This is a genomic window from Streptomyces sp. XM4193 (assembly GCF_023072595.1).
In the GTDB taxonomy this organism is placed as follows: Bacteria; Actinomycetota; Actinomycetes; order Streptomycetales; family Streptomycetaceae; genus Streptomyces.
Genome location: NZ_JALLGK010000010.1, coordinates 117741 through 138174, shown reverse-complemented (window position 1 = coordinate 138174; position 20434 = coordinate 117741). Strand labels below are relative to the sequence as shown.

General features: G+C 71.6%; 15 protein-coding genes. 11 read left to right on the top strand and 4 right to left on the bottom strand.

Annotated features, from left to right (window positions below; translation table 11 throughout):
* Positions 1-214 precede the first annotated feature (214 nt).
* On the top strand, positions 215-634 hold the full coding sequence (gene panD, locus MTQ01_RS22470) for an aspartate 1-decarboxylase (RefSeq protein ID WP_247492663.1): 420 nt from the start codon (positions 215-217) through the stop codon (positions 632-634).
* Positions 635-776: 142 nt separating this feature from the next.
* Here panD and MTQ01_RS22465 read toward each other — a convergent pair whose 3' ends face one another.
* Positions 777-1991, bottom strand: coding sequence for a serine protease (locus tag MTQ01_RS22465; protein WP_247492662.1), 1215 nt, complete (start codon positions 1989-1991; stop codon positions 777-779).
* An 87-nt stretch (positions 1992-2078) separates the two neighbouring features.
* On the bottom strand, positions 2079-3290 hold the full coding sequence (locus MTQ01_RS22460) for a serine protease (RefSeq protein ID WP_247492661.1): 1212 nt from the start codon (positions 3288-3290) through the stop codon (positions 2079-2081).
* Between the two features lie 542 nt (positions 3291-3832).
* On the opposite strand from MTQ01_RS22460, the gene MTQ01_RS22455 reads away from it, so the two are divergent.
* From MTQ01_RS22455 to MTQ01_RS22445, 3 genes are all read left to right on the top strand, one after another.
* Entirely contained in the window at positions 3833-5794 is a 1962-nt protein-coding gene (locus MTQ01_RS22455; RefSeq protein ID WP_247492709.1) for an IucA/IucC family protein, read from the top strand.
* A gap of 10 nt (positions 5795-5804) precedes the next feature.
* Entirely contained in the window at positions 5805-6542 is a 738-nt protein-coding gene (locus tag MTQ01_RS22450) for a GNAT family N-acetyltransferase (protein ID WP_247492660.1), read from the top strand.
* Positions 6543-6745: 203 nt separating this feature from the next.
* A complete protein-coding gene (locus MTQ01_RS22445; RefSeq protein WP_247492659.1) occupies positions 6746-8746 on the top strand; it encodes an ATP-dependent DNA helicase in 2001 nt (666 codons plus the stop codon).
* A gap of 252 nt (positions 8747-8998) precedes the next feature.
* Here MTQ01_RS22445 and lexA read toward each other — a convergent pair whose 3' ends face one another.
* Positions 8999-9805 (bottom strand): transcriptional repressor LexA, encoded by an 807-nt coding sequence (gene lexA / locus MTQ01_RS22440; RefSeq protein WP_247492658.1) that lies wholly within the window; start codon positions 9803-9805, stop codon positions 8999-9001.
* A gap of 490 nt (positions 9806-10295) precedes the next feature.
* Here lexA and nrdR point away from each other — a divergent pair, with 490 nt between their 5' ends.
* Together nrdR and MTQ01_RS22430 are read left to right on the top strand one after the other, a co-directional pair.
* Positions 10296-10829 carry a transcriptional regulator NrdR gene (gene nrdR, locus MTQ01_RS22435; RefSeq protein WP_247492657.1) on the top strand — a complete coding sequence of 178 codons (534 nt, stop codon included), beginning with the start codon at positions 10296-10298 and terminating at the stop codon, positions 10827-10829.
* Positions 10830-10946: 117 nt separating this feature from the next.
* Positions 10947-13820 carry a vitamin B12-dependent ribonucleotide reductase gene (locus MTQ01_RS22430; RefSeq protein WP_247492656.1) on the top strand — a complete coding sequence of 958 codons (2874 nt, stop codon included), beginning with the start codon at positions 10947-10949 and terminating at the stop codon, positions 13818-13820.
* A gap of 152 nt (positions 13821-13972) precedes the next feature.
* Here the strand turns inward: MTQ01_RS22430 and MTQ01_RS22425 are convergent, their stop codons facing one another.
* Complete coding sequence (locus MTQ01_RS22425) at positions 13973-14716, bottom strand: dienelactone hydrolase family protein (RefSeq protein ID WP_247492655.1); 744 nt, start codon at positions 14714-14716, stop codon at positions 13973-13975.
* Positions 14717-14917: 201 nt separating this feature from the next.
* Between MTQ01_RS22425 and MTQ01_RS22420 the strand changes: the two genes are divergently transcribed.
* From MTQ01_RS22420 to MTQ01_RS22400, 5 genes are all read left to right on the top strand, one after another.
* Positions 14918-15721, top strand: coding sequence for an SDR family oxidoreductase (locus tag MTQ01_RS22420; protein ID WP_247492654.1), 804 nt, complete (start codon positions 14918-14920; stop codon positions 15719-15721).
* A gap of 49 nt (positions 15722-15770) precedes the next feature.
* The gene (locus tag MTQ01_RS22415) at positions 15771-16418 is read left to right on the top strand and encodes a YdbC family protein (RefSeq protein WP_247492653.1); all 648 of its coding nucleotides are present in this window, start codon (positions 15771-15773) and stop codon (positions 16416-16418) included.
* Positions 16419-16703: 285 nt separating this feature from the next.
* The gene (locus MTQ01_RS22410; protein ID WP_247492651.1) at positions 16704-17360 is read left to right on the top strand and encodes a histidine phosphatase family protein; all 657 of its coding nucleotides are present in this window, start codon (positions 16704-16706) and stop codon (positions 17358-17360) included.
* A gap of 1358 nt (positions 17361-18718) precedes the next feature.
* On the top strand, positions 18719-19534 hold the full coding sequence (locus MTQ01_RS22405) for a ribonuclease HII (RefSeq protein ID WP_374207840.1): 816 nt from the start codon (positions 18719-18721) through the stop codon (positions 19532-19534).
* 13 nt (positions 19535-19547) lie between these two features.
* Complete coding sequence (locus MTQ01_RS22400; protein WP_247492650.1) at positions 19548-20243, top strand: hypothetical protein; 696 nt, start codon at positions 19548-19550, stop codon at positions 20241-20243.
* Positions 20244-20434: the final 191 nt, after the last annotated feature.

The window sequence follows — 20434 nt, the reverse complement described above, 5'->3', positions numbered from 1 at the left end:
CCGCCCGCCACCGTGAGATCCGGTTCCTGATCAACCGGTCGGCTTTCGATCCATGTCGGCCCCCGCACATTCCGGGGCGGCCGTCCGGGCGGGCACCTGCCCGGGGCGAAGCGATGTTCCCGACCCGCTTCGAGTCCGACGCGTGCCCATGTACAGTGACGACTGCCCTTGACCGGCAGAAAGCAGGCAGGGAGCCGTCCTTCAGGAGTTCAGCATGCTGCGCACCATGTTCAAGTCCAAGATCCACCGTGCGACGGTCACCGAGGCGAACCTGAACTACGTGGGTTCGGTGACCGTGGACGCGGACCTGCTCGATGCCGCGGATCTGTTGCCCGGCGAGCTCGTGCACATCGTCGACATCACCAACGGCGCCCGCCTGGAGACCTACACCATCAAGGGCGAGCGCGGTTCCGGCGTCATCGGCATCAACGGCGCCGCGGCCCATCTGGTGCACCCCGGCGACCTGGTCATCCTGATCAGCTACGGGCAGATGGAGGACGCCGAGGCCAGGGCCCACGAGCCCCGGGTGGTCCACGTCGACACCGACAACCGCATCGTCGAACTGGGCAGCGACATCTCCGCGCCCGTTCCCGGCAGCGGCACCGAGCGCAGCCCGCTGGCCATGACGCACTGACCCCACCCGCACCGCACGCCGCATACGCCGCGTCTCGCACGTCGCACACGCCGTCCCGTACGCCGCGCGGCCCACGCAACGGCGAACGTCCCGGCACTCCGCGAGGAGCGCCGGGACGTTCGCCGCAGTGCGGCCTGCCGCGTCAGTTCTTGCCCGCGTGCCGCTTGCTGATCGCCTCGAAGACGCCCTTGGCCTCGGCGCCGAGGTACGGCCCGGCCAACCAGGTCGCGGGACGCGGTCCGATGGAGTTGACCGAGACCAACTGGGCCTTGCCGCCCTCGCCGTTGGCCAGGATGCCGCCGCCCGAGGTGCCGCCGGTCATGGTGCAGCCGATGCGGTAGAGCGCCGGCTGGCTCGGGTCGGTGGTCAGCTGCCCCGGACGTGCGGTGCAGCGGTGCATCAGCGCACCGTCGTACGGCGGTGCGGCCGGGTAGCCGTAGGAGGTCAGCCCGGTCTGCTGCTTGGGCGTGGGGGCGTTGAAGTTGATCTCCAGCGCGGCGCCCACCGTCTCCTCGACCGACTTGGCGGAGCCGTCCTCGGCCTTGACCTGGACCACCGCGAAGTCCTGGCTCGCTCCGCGGGCGCCGTCGACACCGTCGCCGCGGTCGATCCAGTAGCCGGTGGTCTGCGCCCATGTCGCCCACCACTGCTTGTACGGGTACACCTCGTGCGCCGCGCCCTGGCCGACCTGGTTCGCCGGGCGGCCGAGGTCGTTGTAGGAGGGCACGAACATGATGTTGCGGTACCAGCCCTTGCCCTTGCCGCCGTGCACGCAGTGGCCCGCGGTGGCGACGAGGTTGGACTTGCCCGGGTTGCGCGGGTCCTTCACGACGGTGCCGGAGCACACCGAGGGGCCCTCGGGGGAGTCGAAGAAGAGCTTGCCGACCGGGGCGGCGTGCTTGTGGTACGGCGTCTTGACCTTCGAGGCCTGCACCGGACGCGGCTCGGGGTCGTCCTGCGGGGTGGAGGCGGCGGCGACCTCCTCCTCGGTGACGTCCTTGGTGGCGTCCTGGGCGTCCTGCATCCGGTCCGGCTTCCACAGGTCCTTGATGTAGGGGTTGACGAAGTCGGCGGCGTCGCGCAGCCAGTCCTTCTTGTCCCAGTTCTCCCAGCCGCCGTCCTTCCACTTCTCCAGGTCCTGGAGCGAGGTGGGCAGGTCCTTGGGCAGGTTCAGGTCGAACTCGTCGCCGCCCTTGCCCTGCGAACTGTCCGAAGCCGCGCTGCTGGACGCGTCGGGGGAGGAGCCGGCCTCGTCGTCACCGGGGCCGCAGGCGGTGGCGGTGACGGCGAGCGCCGCCACGACGGCCGCCGCGGCGAGCGCCGAGCGCCTGCGCGAGGACCTGCGTATGGAAGGCATCGTCTGGATCTCCTGGCCGGTCTTGTTCTCTGTCGATTGGGGGAACGACGGCGGGGCGGGGCCGTCTCGGACCCGCCCCGCCCGCGATCACTTGGCGAGCTGGTCGAACACCTTCTTGGCGTCCGCGCCCAGTCGGGGTGCGGCGAGCCAGGTGGCGGTCAGCGGGCCGATGGAGGTCACCGAGTACAGCTCGTCCTCGCCGTCCGGGCCCTCGGAGACCCAGCCGCCGCCGGAGGAACCGCCGGTCATGGTGCAGCCGATGCGGTACATGGTCGGCTCGTTCGGGTCGATGGTGACCCGGCTCGGCTTGTCGGTGCAGCTGAACATCCGGGCACCGTCGTACGGCTTGGCCGCCGGGTAGCCGCGGGCGGTCAGGTCCTTCATCGAAGTCACCTTCGGGAGACCGAAGTTGACCTTCACCGCCGCGCCGATCGTCTCCTCGAGCGACTTGGTGTTGGTGCTGCCCTTCTCCGGCTTGACGTCCAGGACGGCGAAGTCCTGGGCGGCGCCCCGGCCGCCGCTGTCGGCGCCGTTGCCCCGCCAGTGGTCGGTGGTTACGGCCTTGTCGGCCCACCAGACGCCGTGCGGCGTCACATCGGCCTTGGGCGCGGTCTCCAGCTGCGGGCCGGCGACGCCCTTGGAGTTGTAGCTCGGGACGAAGACGACGTTGCGGAACCAGCCCTTGCCCTTGCCGCCGTGCACGCAGTGGCCCGCGGTGGCGACGAGGTTGGACTTGCCCGGGTTCTTGGGGTCCTTGACCGCGGTCGCGGAGCAGACCATCTGGCCCTGCGGCGAGTCGAAGAAGACCTTGCCGTGCGCCGGGGCGCTCTCGGTGTACGAGGTGGGCACCTGCTTGGCCTGTACGGCGGCGGGGGTCGGGTCGGTCACGCCCTCGTCCTCGCTGGAGCCGTCGCCCGCGGGCTCGTCCTCGATCTCGTCCTCGTCGATGCCGCGGTCGGGCTCCTCGGCGTCGCCCATCCGCTCGCGGTCCCAGAGGTCCTCGATGATCGGGTTGATGAAGGCCTTGGCGTCGCCGAGCCAGCCGTCCGGGTCCCAGTCCTTCCAGGCCCCGTCCTTCCAGTCCTTGAGGTCATCCAGGTCGAACGGAAGGTTCTCCGGCAGACCGACGGTGTCCTTGCCGTCGCCGCCCTTGTCGTTCTCCGCCGGCGAGGACTCGGAAGGCTTGGCGTCGCTCTCGTCCTCCGGTCCGCAGGCCGTGGCGGTCAGTGCGAGCGCCGCGACGACCGCTGCCGCGGCCAGCGTCGAGCGGCGACGCGTCCCCGTGCCGGTAGCTGACATGAATGAACTCCCCCTGAAGTGGATCAACTTGCATTCTTCTTGTCATGGACCTCGCCGGAGCGGAGGCGACCCCCACTATGCCGGTGCCGCCTACGACGGCGGCCATCGGGTCCTTGGTTCCCAACCCTGCGCAACACCTCGTGCAACCCTCACCGACCAGCACCTCCCGCTCATGCGGAAGCAGTTGTTCCGGGATGCCTCGCGACCGTGTGAATCCGTGAATCAACCTGCGTGAAAACCGTGTTCACCGGCGTACGGCGTCGTTGTTCCGGTCGGGCCGCCGGCCGAGGCGCGCCCGCGCGGCAAGGGAGGAATCGGTGAACCCACTGAGCGGCTCGCAGGAACCGGGCGCGGACACGGGCCTGCTGGCCCCGCCGCCGGACGGCGAGCGGCGCACCGCAGATGACGCCGCACCGTTGCCCGGCCCGCGTCGTACCGAGTCGCTGCCCCCGGCGACCGACCAGGCCGGTCCGTACGTACCGCCGGCCACGGACGGTTCGCGCAACCCGGGTTCGCACGCTCCGGGGGAGCCGCGGCGCCCGGTGGAGTCCGCCGACCCGAGGGAGTCCGCCGACCCCTTCGCCGCGGCCGACGCCGCCACCGCGGAGAACCTGCTCCGCTGCTGGGTGCGCGAGCGCGCGCTCGTTCCCGCGTCCCCGCCGGGCCGCCCGTACGCCGACCTGAGGGTCGAACTGCCCGCCTCCGCCGCCGAACTGGTCGTTCCGGTGCGCCACTGGTCGGCCACCGGGATGCACCGCTTCGGCGTTCCCCGGCTCCGCAGCGCCCCGCCCGCGCACTCGGCCGACGCCGCGCCGGCCGACGCCGAGGGCCCGGCCGGCGACACCGCGTACGCAGCAGATCCGGACACCGGCAGCCCCCGACCCGACACCGGGGCCCCCGGCCGCTCGGCGCCCGCCCGCGAGGCCGGGATCGGCGCCGTGTACGCCCCCGAAGGCAGCCCGGTGGACGCCGTCACTCTGGCCGCGCTGCTCGTCCGCGAGGCCGCCGGGCCCGGGCCGGTCGTCACGGAGGAGACCGCCGACCTGCTCGGCCGCGTCGTCGACTCGGTGCGGCAGACCGCGCGGATCCTCCGTCACCACCGGGCCGAACCCGCACCGCCCGCGGGGACTTCGGCCTTCCTGGAGGCCGAGCAGTCGCTGCTGCTCGGACATCCGTTCCACCCCGCGCCCAAGAGCCGCGACCACCTCGACGAGCGCGACAGCCGCGACTTCGCGCCCGAGCTGCGCGGCAGCTTCCCGCTGCACTGGTTCGCCGTGGACCGTTCGCTGCTGGCGGCCGACTCGGCGTGGACCGAACGCGGCCGTACGGTCTCCGCCTCGCGGTTGGCGACCGTCCTGGCCGGCCCCGGGGTTACCGTCCCGGACGAGACCGTGCCGCTGCCCCTGCACCCGTGGCAGGCGCGCGAGCTGCTCCGCCGCCCACAGCTGAACCAACTCCTCGACGAACGGCTGCTGTTCGACCTGGGAACGGGCGGGGCGCACTGGCACCCGACCTCGTCGGTCCGCACCGTCCACCAACCCGGCACGCCCGTGATGCTCAAGCTCTCGCTCGGCCTGCGGATCACCAACTCGTGCCGGGAGAACCTCCGCAAGGAGCTGCACCGCGGTGTGGAGATCCACCGTCTGCTGCGCACCGGACTCGCCAACCGCTGGCGCGCGGCCTTCCCCGTCGGGCCCGGCTTCGACATCGTCCGCGATCCCGCCTGGCTCGCGGTGGACGGCCCCGACGGACAACCGATCGCCGGTCTCGACACGGTGATCCGGCACTACCCCTTCGGTCCCGGCGAACGGCCCGTGTGCCTGGCGGCGCTGACCTCGCCGCGCCCCTGGGCGGACGCGCCCGCCGAACAGCTGATCTCGCCGCTGGCCCGGACCGTCGTCGCGCTCGCCCGTCGCACCGGCCGCTCCCGCGCAGCCGTCGCCACCGAGTGGCTGCTGCGCTATCTGTCGACGGTCGTCGCCCCCGTGCTGTGGCTGGACGCCGTGGCCGGCGTCGCGCTGGAGGCGCACCAGCAGAACACCCTCGTCCTCCTGGACCCGGACGGCTGGCCGCAGGGCGGCCGCTACCGCGACAACCAGGGCTACTACCTGCGCACTTCGCACCGCGAGGCGCTCGAGCACCGGCTGCCCGGCATCGGGACGGCCAGCGACAGCTACGTCGAGGACGCGGTCACCGACGAGCGCTTCGCCTACTACCTGGGTGTCAACAACATCCTCGGCCTCATCGGGGCCTTCGGCGCGGAGCAGCTGGCCGACGAGGAGCTGCTGCTCGCCGCCGCCCGAGGCTTCCTGGCCACCCACGCGGACGCGGTACGCCCCGCGGAGGCCGCCTCACCGCTGCCCGCGCTGCTCCTGGACTCGCCCGAGCTGCGCTGCAAGGCCAACCTGCTCACCAGACTGCACGGGCTCGACGAGCTGGTCGGGCCGGTGGACACCCAGTCCGTCTACGTCACCGTTCCCAATCCGCTGGTCCGTCGCGGCTGAACGACGACCGATGACTGCCTTCGACCCCGCACCCGCCGCCGAACTGCCGCCCGACCCCAGCGAGGACGACACGCTGGAGGTCGAGCTGCCGCCCGAACTCCTCGAGCCCGACGGCGAGTCGGCCCCTCCCGGACAGTCCGCGCCGCGCCGGGCGCCGCTGCTGGCCGACCCCACCGACCTCCTCGACTCGGTGCACAGCTGGCCGCCCGTCGTTCTCGGCGAGGGTGCCGCCTTCCAACTCGCCCCGGTCCGCCCGGAACGAGACCTCGGGCTCCTCACGGAGTGGATGAACGACCCCGCCGTCGCCCGCTACTGGGAGCTGGCCGGAGACGAGGAGCGCGTACGGGAACACCTCGCGCCGCAGCTCTCGGGTGACGGGCGCAGCGTCCCCTGCCTCGGCCTGCTGGACGGCGTGCCCATGAGCTACTGGGAGCTCTACCGCGCCGATCTCGACCCGCTCGCCCGCAGCTTCCCGGTCCAGCCGCACGACACCGGCGTCCATCTGCTGGTCGGGCCCGCGGAACGACGGGGCAGGGGCCTGGGCACCGCGCTGCTGCGCACCGTCGCCGCCCTGGTGCTCGACCACCGGCCCGCCTGCCGCCGGGTGCTGGCGGAGCCGGACATCACCAACACCCCGTCGGTGGCGGCCTTTCTTGGCGCGGGCTTCCGGTTCGGCGCGGAGGCGTACCTGCCGGGCAAGCGGGCCGCGATCATGGTGCACGACCGCGCCCACCGCCACCGGCTGTGACCGGCCGGGGAGCCCCCGCCGCCCACGGCCGTCCACGACTTGCCGCGCCGGCCCTGCGCCCCGCCCTGCGCCCGTCCCGCCCCGGCGGTCCGTCGGCCGGGGCAGGTGCCGGTGCCGGGACAACTCGCCCGCCCCGCGCCGGAGACCGGCGAAATCGCCGTACGGCCGCTGTTGTCAGAGGCCCCGCGTAAGCTGACGGCCCTATGAGCACAGCAGCAGGCGGCCCGGATCTGACCGCACTTCTCCAGGCCGCGGTCCACGCGGTCAAAGGCACCGAGCGGCCCGGTCAGGTCGCCATGGCGGAGGCGGTCGCGCAGGCCGTCGAGGACGGCAGCCACCGGCTGGTGCAGGCCGGCACCGGGACCGGCAAATCGCTGGGTTATCTGGTGCCCGCGCTCGCGCAGACCGAGCGGGTGGTGGTCGCGACGGCGACGCTGGCGCTGCAGCGCCAGCTGGTGGAGCGCGATCTGCCGCGCACGGTCGAGGCGCTCCAGCCGTTGCTGGGTCGTCGTGCCGAGTTCGCCATGCTCAAGGGCAGATCCAACTACCTCTGTCTGCACAGGCTCCACGAGGGCGTGCCCAAGGAGGACGAGGACAGCCTCTTCGACCCGTTCGAGGCCGCCTCCCAGCCGCAGGGCGGTCCGAGCAGCAAGCTCGGTCAGGACCTGCTGCGCATCCGCGACTGGTCCGACGACACCGAGACCGGAGACCGCGACGATCTGCGGCCGGGCGTCTCCGACCGGGCCTGGTCGCAGGTCTCGGTCGCCTCGCGCGAATGTCTGGGCGCCTCCAAGTGCGCTTACGGCGCCGACTGTTTCGCCGAGGCCGCCAGGGAGCGCGCCAAGCTCGCCGAGGTCGTCGTCACCAACCACGCGCTGCTGGCGATCGACGCGATCGAGGGTGCGCCGATCCTCCCCGACCACGACCTGCTGATCGTCGACGAGGCGCACGAGCTGGTCTCCCGGGTCACCGGCGTGGCGACCGGCGAGCTCACACCCGGCGCGGTCAACCGAGCGGTGCGCCGGGCCGCGAAGCTGATCGACGAGAAGGCCGCCGACCAGCTCCAGACCGCGGCCGAGGGCTTCGAGCGCCAGATGGAACTCGCCCTGCCCGGACGCCTGGAGACCGTTCCCGAGGACCTCGCCCAGGTGCTGATGGCCCTCCGGGACGCCGCGCGCACCTGCATCACCGCGCTCGGCAACACCCGCGACAGATCCGTCACCGACGAGGACGCGGTGCGCAAGCAGGCTCTCGCCTCGGTGGAGAACGTCCACACCGTCGCCGAGCGGGTCGTCGCCGCCTCCGAGTACGACGTGATCTGGTACGAGCGCCACGACCGGTTCGGCGCCTCGCTGCGGGTGGCGCCGCTGTCCGTGTCGGGCCTGCTCCGGGAGAAGCTGTTCACCGAGCGCACGGTGATCCTCACCTCCGCGACCCTCAAGCTCGGCGGAGACTTCAACGGCGTGGGCGCCTCGCTCGGCCTCGGCCCGGAGGGCAAGCAGAGCGAGGACCTGCCCGACTGGCGTGGCCTGGACGTCGGTTCGCCGTTCGACTACCGCAAGCAGGGCATCCTCTACGTCGCTCAGCACCTCGCCACGCCCGGCCGCGAGGGCAGCCGCACCGACATGCTCGCAGAGCTGTCCGAGCTGGTGGAAGCCGCGGGAGGACGCACTCTCGGGCTGTTCTCCTCGATGCGCGCCGCGCAGCTCGCCGCGGAGGAGCTGCGCGGCAGACTCGACGTACCGGTGCTCCTCCAGGGAGAGGAGACGCTCGGCGAGTTGATCCGCAGGTTCGCCGAGGACGACCGCACCTGCCTCTTCGGCACGCTGTCGCTGTGGCAGGGCGTCGATGTGCCCGGCGCGGGCTGCCAGTTGGTCGTCATGGACCGGGTGCCGTTCCCGCGCCCGGACGACCCGCTGATGGCCGCTCGCCAGAAGGCGGTGGAGGAAGGCGGGGGAAACGGCTTCATGGCGGTCGCCGCGACCCACGCGGCGCTGCTGATGGCGCAGGGCGCCGGCCGTCTCATCCGCGCCTCGGGGGACCGCGGAGTGGTCGCGGTGCTGGACCCCAGGCTCGCGAAGGCGCGGTACGGGAGTTTCCTGCGGGCGTCCATGCCGGACTTCTGGTACACCACGGACCGCAACCAGGTGCGGCGCTCACTTGCCGCCATCGACGAGTCCGCACGCAAAGCCACCACGGGCTGAGCGCGCCGCCGTCGCAGGGCTGCCGCCCGGCCCGCCGTGGGGGTCTCGGCCCGGACCGAGCGCGCCGCGGCGAAGTCCGGGCCCGGGGTGCGCACAGCGACGGACCCCGAGCCGGCGCAGAGGTCTCGGGGTCCGGTAGGGGGGCGACGACGGGCTCGCGGCTCCGTTCCACGCCCGGCCGAGCGGGCCGGGGCACGGGGAGTGCGCGGCGCCGCTCAGGGAGAGGAGGGCGCCGCGGACCGCGCATCGCCGTCAGACGCGGCGCATCACCGCGACCACCTTGCCGAGGATGGTGGCTTCGTCGCCGGGGATCGGCTGGTACGCGGCGTTCTGCGGGAGCAGCCAGACATGGCCGTCCTCGCGCTTGAAGCGCTTGACGGTCGCCTCGCCGTCCAGCATGGCAGCGACGATGTCGCCGTTCTCCGCGACCGGCTGACGGCGGACGGTGACCCAGTCGCCGTCGCAGATGGCCGCCTCGATCATGGAGTCGCCCACGACCTTCAGGACGAACAGCTCTCCGTCGCCGACGAGTTGACGGGGGAGGGGGAAGACGTCCTCGACGGACTCCTCCGCCAGGATCGGGCCGCCCGCGGCGATCCGGCCCACCAGCGGGACGTAGGAAGCGGCGGGCTTGCCCGTGGTGTCCGCGGTCTGGGCGCTGGCCGGAGTGTCCGAACCGCGCACCTCGTACGCCCTCGGACGGTGCGGGTCGCGCCGCAGGAAGCCCTTGCGCTCCAGAGCCATCAGCTGGTGTGCGACCGAGGAGGTGCTGGAGAGCCCGACCGCCTGGCCGATCTCGCGCATGGACGGCGGGTAGCCGCGCCGCTGCACCGAATCGCGGATGACCTCGATGACGCGGCGCTGCCGGTCCGTCAGCCCCGAGCTGTCCGCTCGGATCCCGGGGGGTCGGCCGGGCAGGGAGCGGCCGGGTCGGGGAGGCGGGGCGCCCTCGTCGCCGTCGGTGGACTCCTCACCCGTAAAGTGCTCCGGGAGGTCGCGATGGTCCCTGCCGGAACGCTGCTGCGCGGCGATGCTGGCACTGTCTGCGGTCGTGGTCACGTCGGCCCCTTCTCAAGCGGTTCTCCCTAGTCGCAACGGTAGTTGCTTTCGAAAGGTTGCGCCAAACACACGTTCGAGTGAAATGTGTCGTTTCGGTGGCCACCGGTGCGGGTGAAGGTGTATGTCGCCGCCCCCGCACGGGAGTTGAGGCGGCTCGCTCCGTGTGCCGGATCGCGCCCCATGGGCACTCCGTCTCCGCGGCCGCAGGGGGTTCGCCGCTGCCCGCGGGAGGGTGGCGCCGGGGCTCGCGGCGGCCTCCTGCGGGCCGTGGGGCGGATTCGGGAGACGGCGACACGCCGGGCGTGTCCCGTGGGTTGCGACCCCAGATCTAGTGGTTAGATTGGCGCGAGCCACCACAAGTAGTGGTCCCCTGCTCCGTTCGGCGGCGGGGATCGCCTATGCTGGGGGCACGTTCCACCCCGCTGCTCGTTCGGCGGGGGAGCTGTCACGTCATGCTGCGCCGGCGAGGGTGAGAAAGGGTGGGGAAGCCATGCACTGCCCCTTCTGCAGGCACCCCGACAGCCGCGTGGTGGACAGCAGGACCGCCGATGACGGCACCGCGATCCGGCGTCGCCGCCAGTGCCCGCACTGCGCCCGCCGTTTCACCACGCTGGAGAACGCCTCACTCACCGTGATCAAGCGCAGCGGGGTCACCGAGCCGTTCAGCCGTGACAAGGTCATCGCCGGAGTGCGCAAGGCCTGTCAGGGGCGCCCGGTCACCGAGGACGCACTGGCCCAGCTCGGCCAGCGCGTCGAGGAGGCCGTGCGCGGCACCGGCAGTGCCGAGCTGTCCACTCACGACGTCGGGCTGGCCATACTCGGCCCGCTGCGTGAGCTGGACGTGGTCGCCTACCTCCGATTCGCGTCCGTCTACCGGGCGTTCGACTCGTTGGAGGACTTCGAGGCGGCGATCGAGGAGCTGAGGGCCGGGCACGACGAGAGCCCGGCCCCGACCACCGGCGGGGGCGACGGAGCCCCTGCCGCGAGTGCCGCGCGCCCGGCCCGTCCGGCGACCGCGGACTGACTGCGCCGTACGCGCGGCGCAGCCCGGGACCACTGAGTGGCCCCGCCGATCAGAAACAACTTGTGATCCGGGAAGTTCCGGGGCACACAGGGCGTTATGCCTGCACAGGGAGGCGGAATGACTGAGACGACGAGCGGCCCGGCACGGAGTTCCCGTACCAAGGGCGGCAAGGCGAGCAAGGGGCTGCGCGTGGAGCGCATCCACACCACTCCCGGTGTGCACCCGTACGACGAGGTGGTCTGGGAGCGGCGCGACGTCGTCATGACCAACTGGCGGGACGGCTCGGTCAACTTCGAGCAGCGGGGCGTCGAGTTCCCCGAGTTCTGGTCGGTGAACGCCGCCAACATCGTGACCAGCAAGTACTTCCGCGGCGCGGTCGGCACCCCGCAGCGCGAGACGAGCCTGCGTCAGCTCATCGACCGCGTGGTCACGACCTACCGCAAGTCCGGTGAGGAGAACGGCTACTTCGCCTCCCCGGCGGACGCCGAGATCTTCGAGCACGAGCTCGCGTACGCGGTTCTGCACCAGATCTTCGCCTTCAACTCCCCGGTCTGGTTCAACGTCGGCACCCGGCAGCCGCAGCAGGTCTCGGCGTGCTTCATCCTCTCCGTCGACGACTCCATGGAGTCGATCCTCGACTGGTACAAGGAAGAGGGGATGATCTTCAAGGGCGGTTCCGGCGCCGGCCTGAACCTCTCCCGGATCCGCTCCTCCAAGGAGCTGCTCTCCTCCGGCGGGAACGCCTCCGGCCCGGTCTCCTTCATGCGCGGCGCGGACGCCTCCGCCGGCACCATCAAGTCCGGCGGCGCGACCCGCAGGGCCGCCAAGATGGTCGTGCTCGACGTCGACCACCCGGACATCGAGGCCTTCATCGAGACGAAGGTCAAGGAGGAGGAGAAGATCCGCGCCCTGCGCGACGCGGGCTTCGACATGGACCTCGGCGGGGACGACATCACCTCCGTCCAGTACCAGAACGCCAACAACTCGGTCCGGGTCAACGACGCCTTCATGAAGGCCGTCGAAGCGGGCTCGAAGTTCTCCCTGCGCGGCCGGATGACGGGCGAGGCGCTGGAGGAGGTGGACGCCCGGGCGCTGTTCCGCAAGATGGCCGAGGCCGCCCACGTCTGCGCCGACCCCGGCATCCAGTACGACGACACCATCAACCACTGGCACACCTCGCCGGAGTCCGGTCGCATCACCGCCTCCAACCCGTGCAGCGAGTACATGCACCTGGACAACTCCTCGTGCAACCTGGCCTCGCTGAACCTGATGAAGTTCCTGCGCGCCGACGAGGAGGGCAACCAGTCCTTCGACGCCGAGCGCTTCGCCAAGGTCGTCGAGCTCGTCATCACCGCGATGGACATCTCGATCTGCTTCGCGGACTTCCCGACCGAGAAGATCGGTGAAACCACCCGCGCCTTCCGGCAGTTGGGCATCGGCTACGCCAACCTCGGCGCGCTGCTGATGGCCACCGGCCACGCGTACGACTCCGACGGCGGTCGCGGTCTCGCGGGCGCGATCACCTCGCTGATGACCGGCACCTCCTACCGCCGGTCCGCGGAGCTCGCCGCCGTCGTCGGCCCGTACGAGGGCTACGCGCGCAACGCGGACGCGCACAAGCGCGTCATGAAGCAGCACTCCGACGCCAACGACGCCGCCACCCGCGTCGACGACCTGGACACCCCCGTCTGGGCCGCGGCGAGCGAGGCGTGGCAGGACGTTCTGCGGCTCGGTCGCAAGAGCGGCTACCGCAACGCCCAGGCCAGCGTGCTCGCCCCGACCGGCACCATCGGCCTGATGATGGACTGCGACACCACCGGCGTCGAGCCGGACCTCGCGCTGGTCAAGTTCAAGAAGCTCGTCGGCGGCGGCTCGATGCAGATCGTCAACAACACGGTCCCCAAGGCCCTCAAGCGCCTCGGATACCAGGACGAGCAGGTCGAGGCGATCGTCGCGCACATCGCCGACCACGGGAACGTCGTCGACGCCCCCGGCCTCAAGACCGAGCACTACAGCGTCTTCGACTGCGCCATGGGCGAGCGCTCCATCTCCCCGATGGGGCACGTGCGGATGATGGCCGCCGCCCAGCCCTTCCTGAGCGGCGCGATCAGCAAGACGGTCAACATGCCGAGCTCCAGCACCGTCGAGGACGTCGAGGAGATCTACCTCCAGGGGTGGAAGCTCGGCACCAAGGCGCTCGCCGTGTACGTCGAGAACAGCAAGGTCGGCCAGCCGCTCTCCGCCAAGTCCAAGGACACCAAGGCGGAGAACGCCGCGTCCGAGGGGAGCGGTGCCGCACAGGCCAAGCCGGAGAAGGTCGTCGAGTACCGTCCGGTGCGCCGCCGGCTGCCCAAGGGCCGTCCCGGTATCACCACCTCGTTCACCGTCGGTGGCGCCGAGGGGTACATGACGGCCAACTCCTACCCGGACGACGGGTTGGGCGAGGTCTTCCTGAAGATGTCCAAGCAGGGCTCGACCCTCGCGGGCATGATGGACGCCTTCTCGATCGCCGTCTCGGTCGGCCTGCAGTACGGCGTTCCGCTGGAGACCTACGTCTCGAAGTTCACCAACATGCGCTTCGAGCCGGCAGGAATGACCGACGACCCGGACGTCCGGATGGCGCAGTCGATCGTCGACTACATCTTCCGTCGTCTCGCCCTGGACTTCCTGCCGTTCGAGACGCGTTCGGCGCTGGGGATCCACTCCGCGGCCGAGCGCGAGCGCCACCTGGAGACCGGTTCGTACGAGCCGGAGGAGGTCCTGGAGGCGGACAGCCTGCCCCAGCCCGCCCCCGAGGCGCCGCAGAGCACCGGGCAGCCCACCACGCCACCCGCATCCACCGGGGCGGCACACAACTCGACCGAGTTGGCCGAGATGCAGTTGGGCCTCAGCGCGGACGCGCCGCTGTGCTTCTCCTGCGGCACCAAGATGCGCCGCGCAGGCAGCTGCTACCTCTGCGAAGGCTGCGGCTCCACCAGCGGCTGCAGCTGAGGGCAGAGGGCGCTGCCCGCGCCCCGGCCCGCGCCGCGTTCGTGAGCGTCAACCGCTCGCACCGTTGAACGGCGGCTGAGCAGCGCACCGGAGAGAGGGAGTCGGCCACAGGCCGGCTCCCTCTCTGCCGCGCACCTGCGCGCCGCGAGCGGTCACCTCAGGGTGCGGTCCAGGAGCGCCAGCAGGCCGTCGCGGTGCCGGTCGAAGGCGGCGGCGTCGTACGCCTCGGTGTCCGCCATGGTGAAGCCGTGGACGGTGCCGGGGTGGATCTCGGTGCTGTGCCGCACCCCGGCCGCGTCCAGCGCCGCGGTCAGCTCGGCGAACGACTCCGGCGTCATGTCCCCCTCGGCCAGGCCCAGTTGGACTTCGGCGGCGACGTCGTGGGCGAGCAGGTGCGGACTGTCCGGTGCGTCGGTCACCAGCGGGCTGGAGTGGTACCCGGCGACGGCCGCCACCCGTTCGGGGTGCGCCGCCGCGGTGCGCAGTGCCAGCACCGCCCCCATGCAGTAACCCACCGCCGCCACCGGGCCGTTGCGCACCTCGGGCCGCCCGGTGAGGTACTGCAGATACGCCTCCGCGTCGCGCAGGACACGGTCGGGCGTGTGCTCGGCGATCATCGGCATCAGCTGCTCGAACAGCGCCGGACGGGCCTGCGCGGTGATGCGCGTGGGGAGCTCGACCACCGGCGCGCGCCCGTTGCGGTGGAGGACGTTCGGCAGCAGCACGAAATAGCCGTGGCTCGCCAACTCCCGCGCCCAGGACTCCAGTACGGGACGCGGGCCGAACGCGTCCGGGTACAGCAGGACACCGGGCAGCGGGTCACTCTGCTCGGGGAAGGCTGCGCAGGCGTCGACGAGACCGTCGGCGGTGAGGATCTCCAGTGCAGTGGTGTGCATACGGAGTGATCTTTCCGGCTGCCGGTCACGCGGACAAGGCACGCGGACAAGGCGCGCGTACAGGGCACGCGCACAAGGACGGTGTTCGCACGCGCCTCCGCCGCCTCGCTCCGCCACTCGAAGACTCCTGCCGGGGGTCGGACGCAGGGCCGAGGGGTGGCGATACCGGATGTGCTGCCGTCGACACAGCAGGATGGCGCCATGAGCGAACAGCCCAGCAGCCCCGTACTGGTCACCGGCGGAACCGGGACGCTCGGTCGGCAGGTGGTGCACGCGCTGCGTGCCTGCGGCACCCCCGTACGTGTGATGAGCCGCCGACCCCGGGAGACGGGAGCTGTCGAGGATCGGGCCGGACCTCCCGTGCAGTGGGCGGTCGCCGACCTCGTCGAGGGCACGGGGATCGCCGACGCCGTCCGGGGCGTCACGGCGATCGTCCACTGCGCGACCACGCTCGGCCGCGCGGATGTGCGCGCCACCCAGCGTCTGGTGCGCACGGCGCACACGAGCGGTGGACGACCGCACTTCGTCTATATCTCGATCGTCGGTGTCGATCGAGTGCCGATGTTCTACTACCGGGCCAAACTGGCCGCCGAACGGGTCGTACAGGACTGCGGACTGCCCTGGACGATCCTGCGCACCACCCAGTTCCACGACCTGGTCGCCGACGTGTTCGCGGCCCAGCATCGGCTGCCGGTGGTGCTCACCCTCGGGGGTGACGCACGGCTGCAGCCGATCGACTCCGGCGAGGTGGCCGAACGACTCGCGGCGCTCGCGCTCGTCGAACCGTCCGGCCGAGCCGCCGAGATGGGCGGGCCGCTCGTGCACGACCTGCGGGAACTCGCCTCGATGAGCCTGCGGGCGCGCGGCAGTTCGCGTCCCGTCCTCCCGCTGAGGCTGCCCGGCGCTGCCGTGCGTGCGGTGCGGTCGGGCGGGCTGCTGACCGAGGACCGAGCGGTCGGCGCCGTCGATCACGAGACGTATCTCCGCCGCAGGTACGGGAGTTGATCCTCCGGACCTGGATCATCCGGGCCCCTGTTGCCCGTACGATGGCGCGGTGCTGGTCAAGTGGATGCGATGCACCGTAAGCGATCGCCGTGGATTCGAACGTGCCCAGCGGAAGTGGGCGGGCCTGCTGGGCGAGCCCGGTTTCCGCGGGCAGGGCGGTGGATGGAGCCGATCCACCCCGGAAACGGTGCACATCTTCGGGTTCTGGGACAGCCGGGCGTTCTACGACTCGTTCATGGCGCGTTCCCACGACCGGTTGCAGTCGGCCCAGGTGGGCACGTACAGCGACCTGCGCACCTCGCTCTTCGAGTACCGCTTCGACGTCAAGACCGGGTTCCGCCCCGAGTTCTCCGGCGCGGACCTGCTGCGGGTGGCGCACTGCACCGTGCGCGAGGACCGAATAGACCACTACACCCTGATGCAGGAGAAGGTCTGGAACCCGGCCATGGCCGGATCGCCCGGCATGGTCCGCGGCGTCTTCGCGCAGGCCGGCAGTGAGGACGAGTTCCTGGTGCTGTCCATGTGGGACACCGCGACCGAGCGGGGGAAGTACCGCACCGAGCGAGTGGAACGGCTGGCCTTCCGCGCCCAGACCGGCGCCGACATCACCGCGATCGACGGCGATGTGATCGATCTGGAACCGGAGTGGACCATCGAGGCCCGCCAGAGCGACGACCCGGACCTGAGCATGCTCTGAAGGCCCTGCCGCCAGCCCCTGCCGGTGGCTCTGGCCGGTGGCCGTGCCGGCAGCCGCGGCTGGTGGCTCTGGCCCCGGCCGGGCGTCTGCTTCGGGCACGTTCGGGGATCCTCGGGCCTGCGAGGGCGGTCCGCGCGGTCCGCGTCCGTCGTCCCGTGCGCCGCGACCCTCGTCCCGCGTGCTGCCGCGAAGGACCGGCTGTGGGCAGGCTCCGTGAAGTCGGTCCCGCGGACCGTTGGGATCACCTCAGCGCCGCCGTTCTCGGCGGCGGCCTAGGCTGGCCGTATGGCACGACCGCGGAGAATCGTTCTGATCAGACACGGCGAATCCGAGGGCAACGTCGACGACACGGTGTACGAGCACGTGCCCGACCATGCGCTCAGACTCACCGCCCTGGGGCGGGAGCAGGCCGAGGGGGCGGGCGCCCGGCTGCGCGCGTACTTCGACGGAGAACGTGTGTCCGCCTACGTCTCGCCCTACCGGCGGACCCTGGAGACCTACCGCCACCTGGGCCTCGACCCCTCACTCGTCCGCGCCCGCGAGGAACCGCGACTGCGCGAGCAGGACTGGGGCAACTGGCAGGACCCTCCCGAGGTCAAGCGCCAGAAGGCCGCCCGCGACACCTACGGGCACTTCTTCTACCGCTTCGCGCAGGGCGAATCGGGCGCCGACGTCTACGACCGGGTCGGCGCGTTCCTCGAAAGCCTCTGGCGCAGCTTCGAGGCGCCCGACCACCCGCAGAACGTCCTGCTGGTGACTCATGGCCTGACCATGCGGCTTTTCTGCATGCGCTGGATGCACTGGAGCGTGGCCGAGTTCGAGTCGCTGTCCAATCCCGGAAACGCCGAGTCCCGAGCCCTGGTGCTCGGCAGCGACGGCCGCTACCACCTCGACCGCCCCTTCGAACGCTGGTGTGTGCCCGAACCGTTCGAGACGCTGTAGCCGGCCCCGGCCCGGCTGACCGTGTCGTGTGTCCGGGGCCGCCGTCGGACGCCCGTGAGTGTGGTTCGGGCAGCGCGGCAAGCGCAGGAGACGGATGGGATCGAGGGCCGCGCGGCGAACGGTTGCACCACGCGTTGTTGCTCCTGCTCCTGCTCCTCCGGTGGCGCGACGCGCGTGCCCTCGGTTCCACAGCCCCGTACGCGCAGCGGCCTGCCACTACGACCGCGGGCCCGCCCCCAGCGCCGGTGCTCCGGCGAGACCTCGTGGGCCGCCCGCGAGTGGCGCTGAGCCCGCACCCTTCTCCCGTCCGTCCTGCCACCGCTCCGGCGACGACCGCCGCCGGACAGCTGGCAGTGAACGGACGACACCGAGCGGCCTGCCCACTCTCGGTGCTCTGCACCGGCGCTCCCACCCTGTCCGGGCACACGGCCCGACACTCGAGGGTGCGGCACTCGACCGTCGCCGGGCGCACGGGCTCACCGGCGCACGACGACCGACGTGCGGGGCTGCCGCTTTGTCGTCGGTCGCCGCTCCTCGCAGGACTCCTCCCGCCGCCTTGCAGCGCAACCGTCAGACGCCGCTCCTGCTTCAGCAACACCCGGACAGCCGCCCCCGTCCCCGAACGCACCCGCCGCCGTCTCCGTCCGCCCGCCACCACGACGCGAACCGCCGACGAGCCCGCGCTCAACCGGCCCCGGACTGAGGCGTCTGGCAGGCGCAGACCGGCGCACCACGGGCGAGCTTGTCGGCGGGCGCGATTCCCGGGACGAAGGCGGCTTCTGGGGCAACGGAACGCCATGCGGATCGCCCCGCTCGGCGCCCATGGCTCCCGAACGATCTCGTGTAAGCCCACGTCGCCGGTGCAGCTCTCGTCGTACGTCACCCACGACGACGAGGAGCCACCTGGCGGCACCATCGCCGTCGCAGTGGCCACGAGCTGCACGTGAACGTGTCGGAGGAACCGGTGGCTGCGAGGGCGGAGTTACTCGCGGGCGCGATCGAACCGATGCGGCGCAGCTCCCTGCAGGACGTGCGTGCTCGGTCGCGCCGTCGTCCTCCTCGACCACGACGGGTTCGCCACCGGCTTCGCCCTTCTCCGCTGCCGCCGGCGTACTGGCCCCATAAGGCCCGTGCCCCCTACGCGCTGTGAGCCGCCGCCCGGTACGGGAACGACTTCGCGCGCTGTCCGGAACCGCAGCGTCGGCCGGCAGAGACGCCGAAACGACCGGCGCCGCCGTCGCCGGGTGCTCAGAGCAGCGGCCGCCGTCGAGCCGCCCGCGTGGTGGGTCCGACACCTTGGGTGCCCGACAGTCTGGGTGCCCGACATCGGCGCGCTACCGGCCGAGTAGGCTTGGTTTGTGCCGTACGAGCCACCCACCCACCGTGTCGAACGGTCGCTGCGCGCGACGACCGGAGCCAAGGTCGTCGCAGGCGTCGACGAAGTCGGGCGGGGCGCCTGGGCGGGGCCGGTGACCGTCTGCGCGGCCGTCACTGGCCTGAGGCGGCCACCGGAAGGCCTTACCGACTCCAAGCTGCTCACGGCCGCGCGTCGCGAGAAGCTCGCCGTCGAACTCTCACACTGGGTCACCAGCCACGCTCTCGGACACGCATCGCCGCAGGAGATCGACGAGTTGGGGATGACCGCCGCCCTGCGACTGGCTGCCACCAGAGCACTGGAGCAGCTGCCGGTACGGCCCGACGCGGTGATTCTCGACGGGAAGCACGACTACCTCGGCGCGCCCTGGCGGGTGCGCACGGTGATCAAGGGAGACCAGAGCTGCGTCGCCGTGGCCGCCGCCTCCGTCATCGCGAAGGTGCAGCGCGACGCTCTGATGGCCGAACTGGGCGTGCAACACGCCGACTTCGGCTTCGAAGCCAATGCGGGATACCCTGCACCCGTGCACAAGGCGGCGCTCGCGGAACTGGGCCCCACTCCGCACCACCGGTTGACCTGGTCGTATCTTGATGTCCTGCCGCAATGGCGGCATTTGAAGAAGACCAGGCTGCCGGACCCGGCAGAAGTTCCCGCCCCGAGGGGCGTGGGAGGCCGGCCGGAGGCTGTCGACGGGCAGCTGGGATTCTTCGCCCCGCCGTCGGTCCCCGCTCCGACCTCGCCCCGCACGGGGCGTCCTGTCGCGGTGGAGCCCGCTGCGCAGTCCCCCGACGGCGTTTGATAGACAACTCACCATGCCACTCAGCTCCGAGGAGCCACAGATTCACCCCAGCGTTCCGGGCCCGCGTCAACCCGCGGCTCCAGCCCGTACTTCACAGCCCACTGGCGTCTCCGGCTCTGCCGGCCCACGACCCGGTCCGCGTCCCGCACCGCCGCGCGCGGACCGCAGCCGTCCCGGGCCATCGCGCCCAACCACCGGTGCCCGCCCCGCTGTTGGCACGGCACAGACGTCCGAGCGGCCCGGAGATCTGGCCGCCGGGCCGGCGTCCGGCCCCCGCCCGGGCGCTGGCACCGCGACCGCGGTCAGGCCCGACGGCGCCGAGGCTGCGTCGACCGCCAAGATCGAACTCGTCGACACCACCGACGCCGGTGCGATCGACACCGCGGACGAGACCGTCGACCGCCTGCTCGACCTCGGTCGGGCCCCGTCGGACGTACTGCTTCTCACCACGGGCGACCAACACCCGTGGGCCCAGCATGAGTTGAGCTTCGGGGCCGATGCGTACTGGCGCCAGCAGTCCGAGGGCGACGACGTGTTCGCCGCGCACGCCTCCCACGCCGCACAGGCCGCTGCCCGCCCCGTGGTGATCCTCGCGGTGAACGGCGGCAGCGACGCAGAAGTCGCCGGCGCGCTGCCGCAGGCACTGGGACGCGCAACGGACGAGCTGATCGTCTGCGGCGACCCGGCCCGTCTGCGCACCCTGCTCTGAGCGAGGCCCCGCTCTGAGCGATGAGCTCTGAGTGGCGCAGCGCTCTGGCCGAGCAGTCGGCGTTGCTCGACGGTGCCCGAATGGCACGGCCCCCGGCTGGCGTCCGTTGCGACCGACACAGCGTTTGGTGGACTCGTGGAGCCGTTTGTGGGTGGCGCAGCGCCTTGTCGTGACTCACGCCTTGTCGGCTC

What these genes read in the sequence shown, in the direction of transcription:
- panD (WP_247492663.1), top strand. Translation starts at nt 215, where the DNA reads ATGCTGCGCACCATGTTCAAGTCCAAGATCCACCGTGCGACGGTCACC.
- MTQ01_RS22465 (WP_247492662.1), bottom strand. Translation starts at nt 1,991, where the DNA reads ATGCCTTCCATACGCAGGTCCTCGCGCAGGCGCTCGGCGCTCGCCGCG.
- MTQ01_RS22460 (WP_247492661.1), bottom strand. Translation starts at nt 3,290, where the DNA reads ATGTCAGCTACCGGCACGGGGACGCGTCGCCGCTCGACGCTGGCCGCG.
- MTQ01_RS22450 (WP_247492660.1), top strand. Translation starts at nt 5,805, where the DNA reads ATGACTGCCTTCGACCCCGCACCCGCCGCCGAACTGCCGCCCGACCCC.
- MTQ01_RS22445 (WP_247492659.1), top strand. Translation starts at nt 6,746, where the DNA reads ATGAGCACAGCAGCAGGCGGCCCGGATCTGACCGCACTTCTCCAGGCC.
- nrdR (WP_247492657.1), top strand. Translation starts at nt 10,296, where the DNA reads ATGCACTGCCCCTTCTGCAGGCACCCCGACAGCCGCGTGGTGGACAGC.
- MTQ01_RS22430 (WP_247492656.1), top strand. Translation starts at nt 10,947, where the DNA reads ATGACTGAGACGACGAGCGGCCCGGCACGGAGTTCCCGTACCAAGGGC.
- MTQ01_RS22425 (WP_247492655.1), bottom strand. Translation starts at nt 14,716, where the DNA reads ATGCACACCACTGCACTGGAGATCCTCACCGCCGACGGTCTCGTCGAC.
- MTQ01_RS22420 (WP_247492654.1), top strand. Translation starts at nt 14,918, where the DNA reads ATGAGCGAACAGCCCAGCAGCCCCGTACTGGTCACCGGCGGAACCGGG.
- MTQ01_RS22410 (WP_247492651.1), top strand. Translation starts at nt 16,704, where the DNA reads ATGGCACGACCGCGGAGAATCGTTCTGATCAGACACGGCGAATCCGAG.
- MTQ01_RS22400 (WP_247492650.1), top strand. Translation starts at nt 19,548, where the DNA reads ATGCCACTCAGCTCCGAGGAGCCACAGATTCACCCCAGCGTTCCGGGC.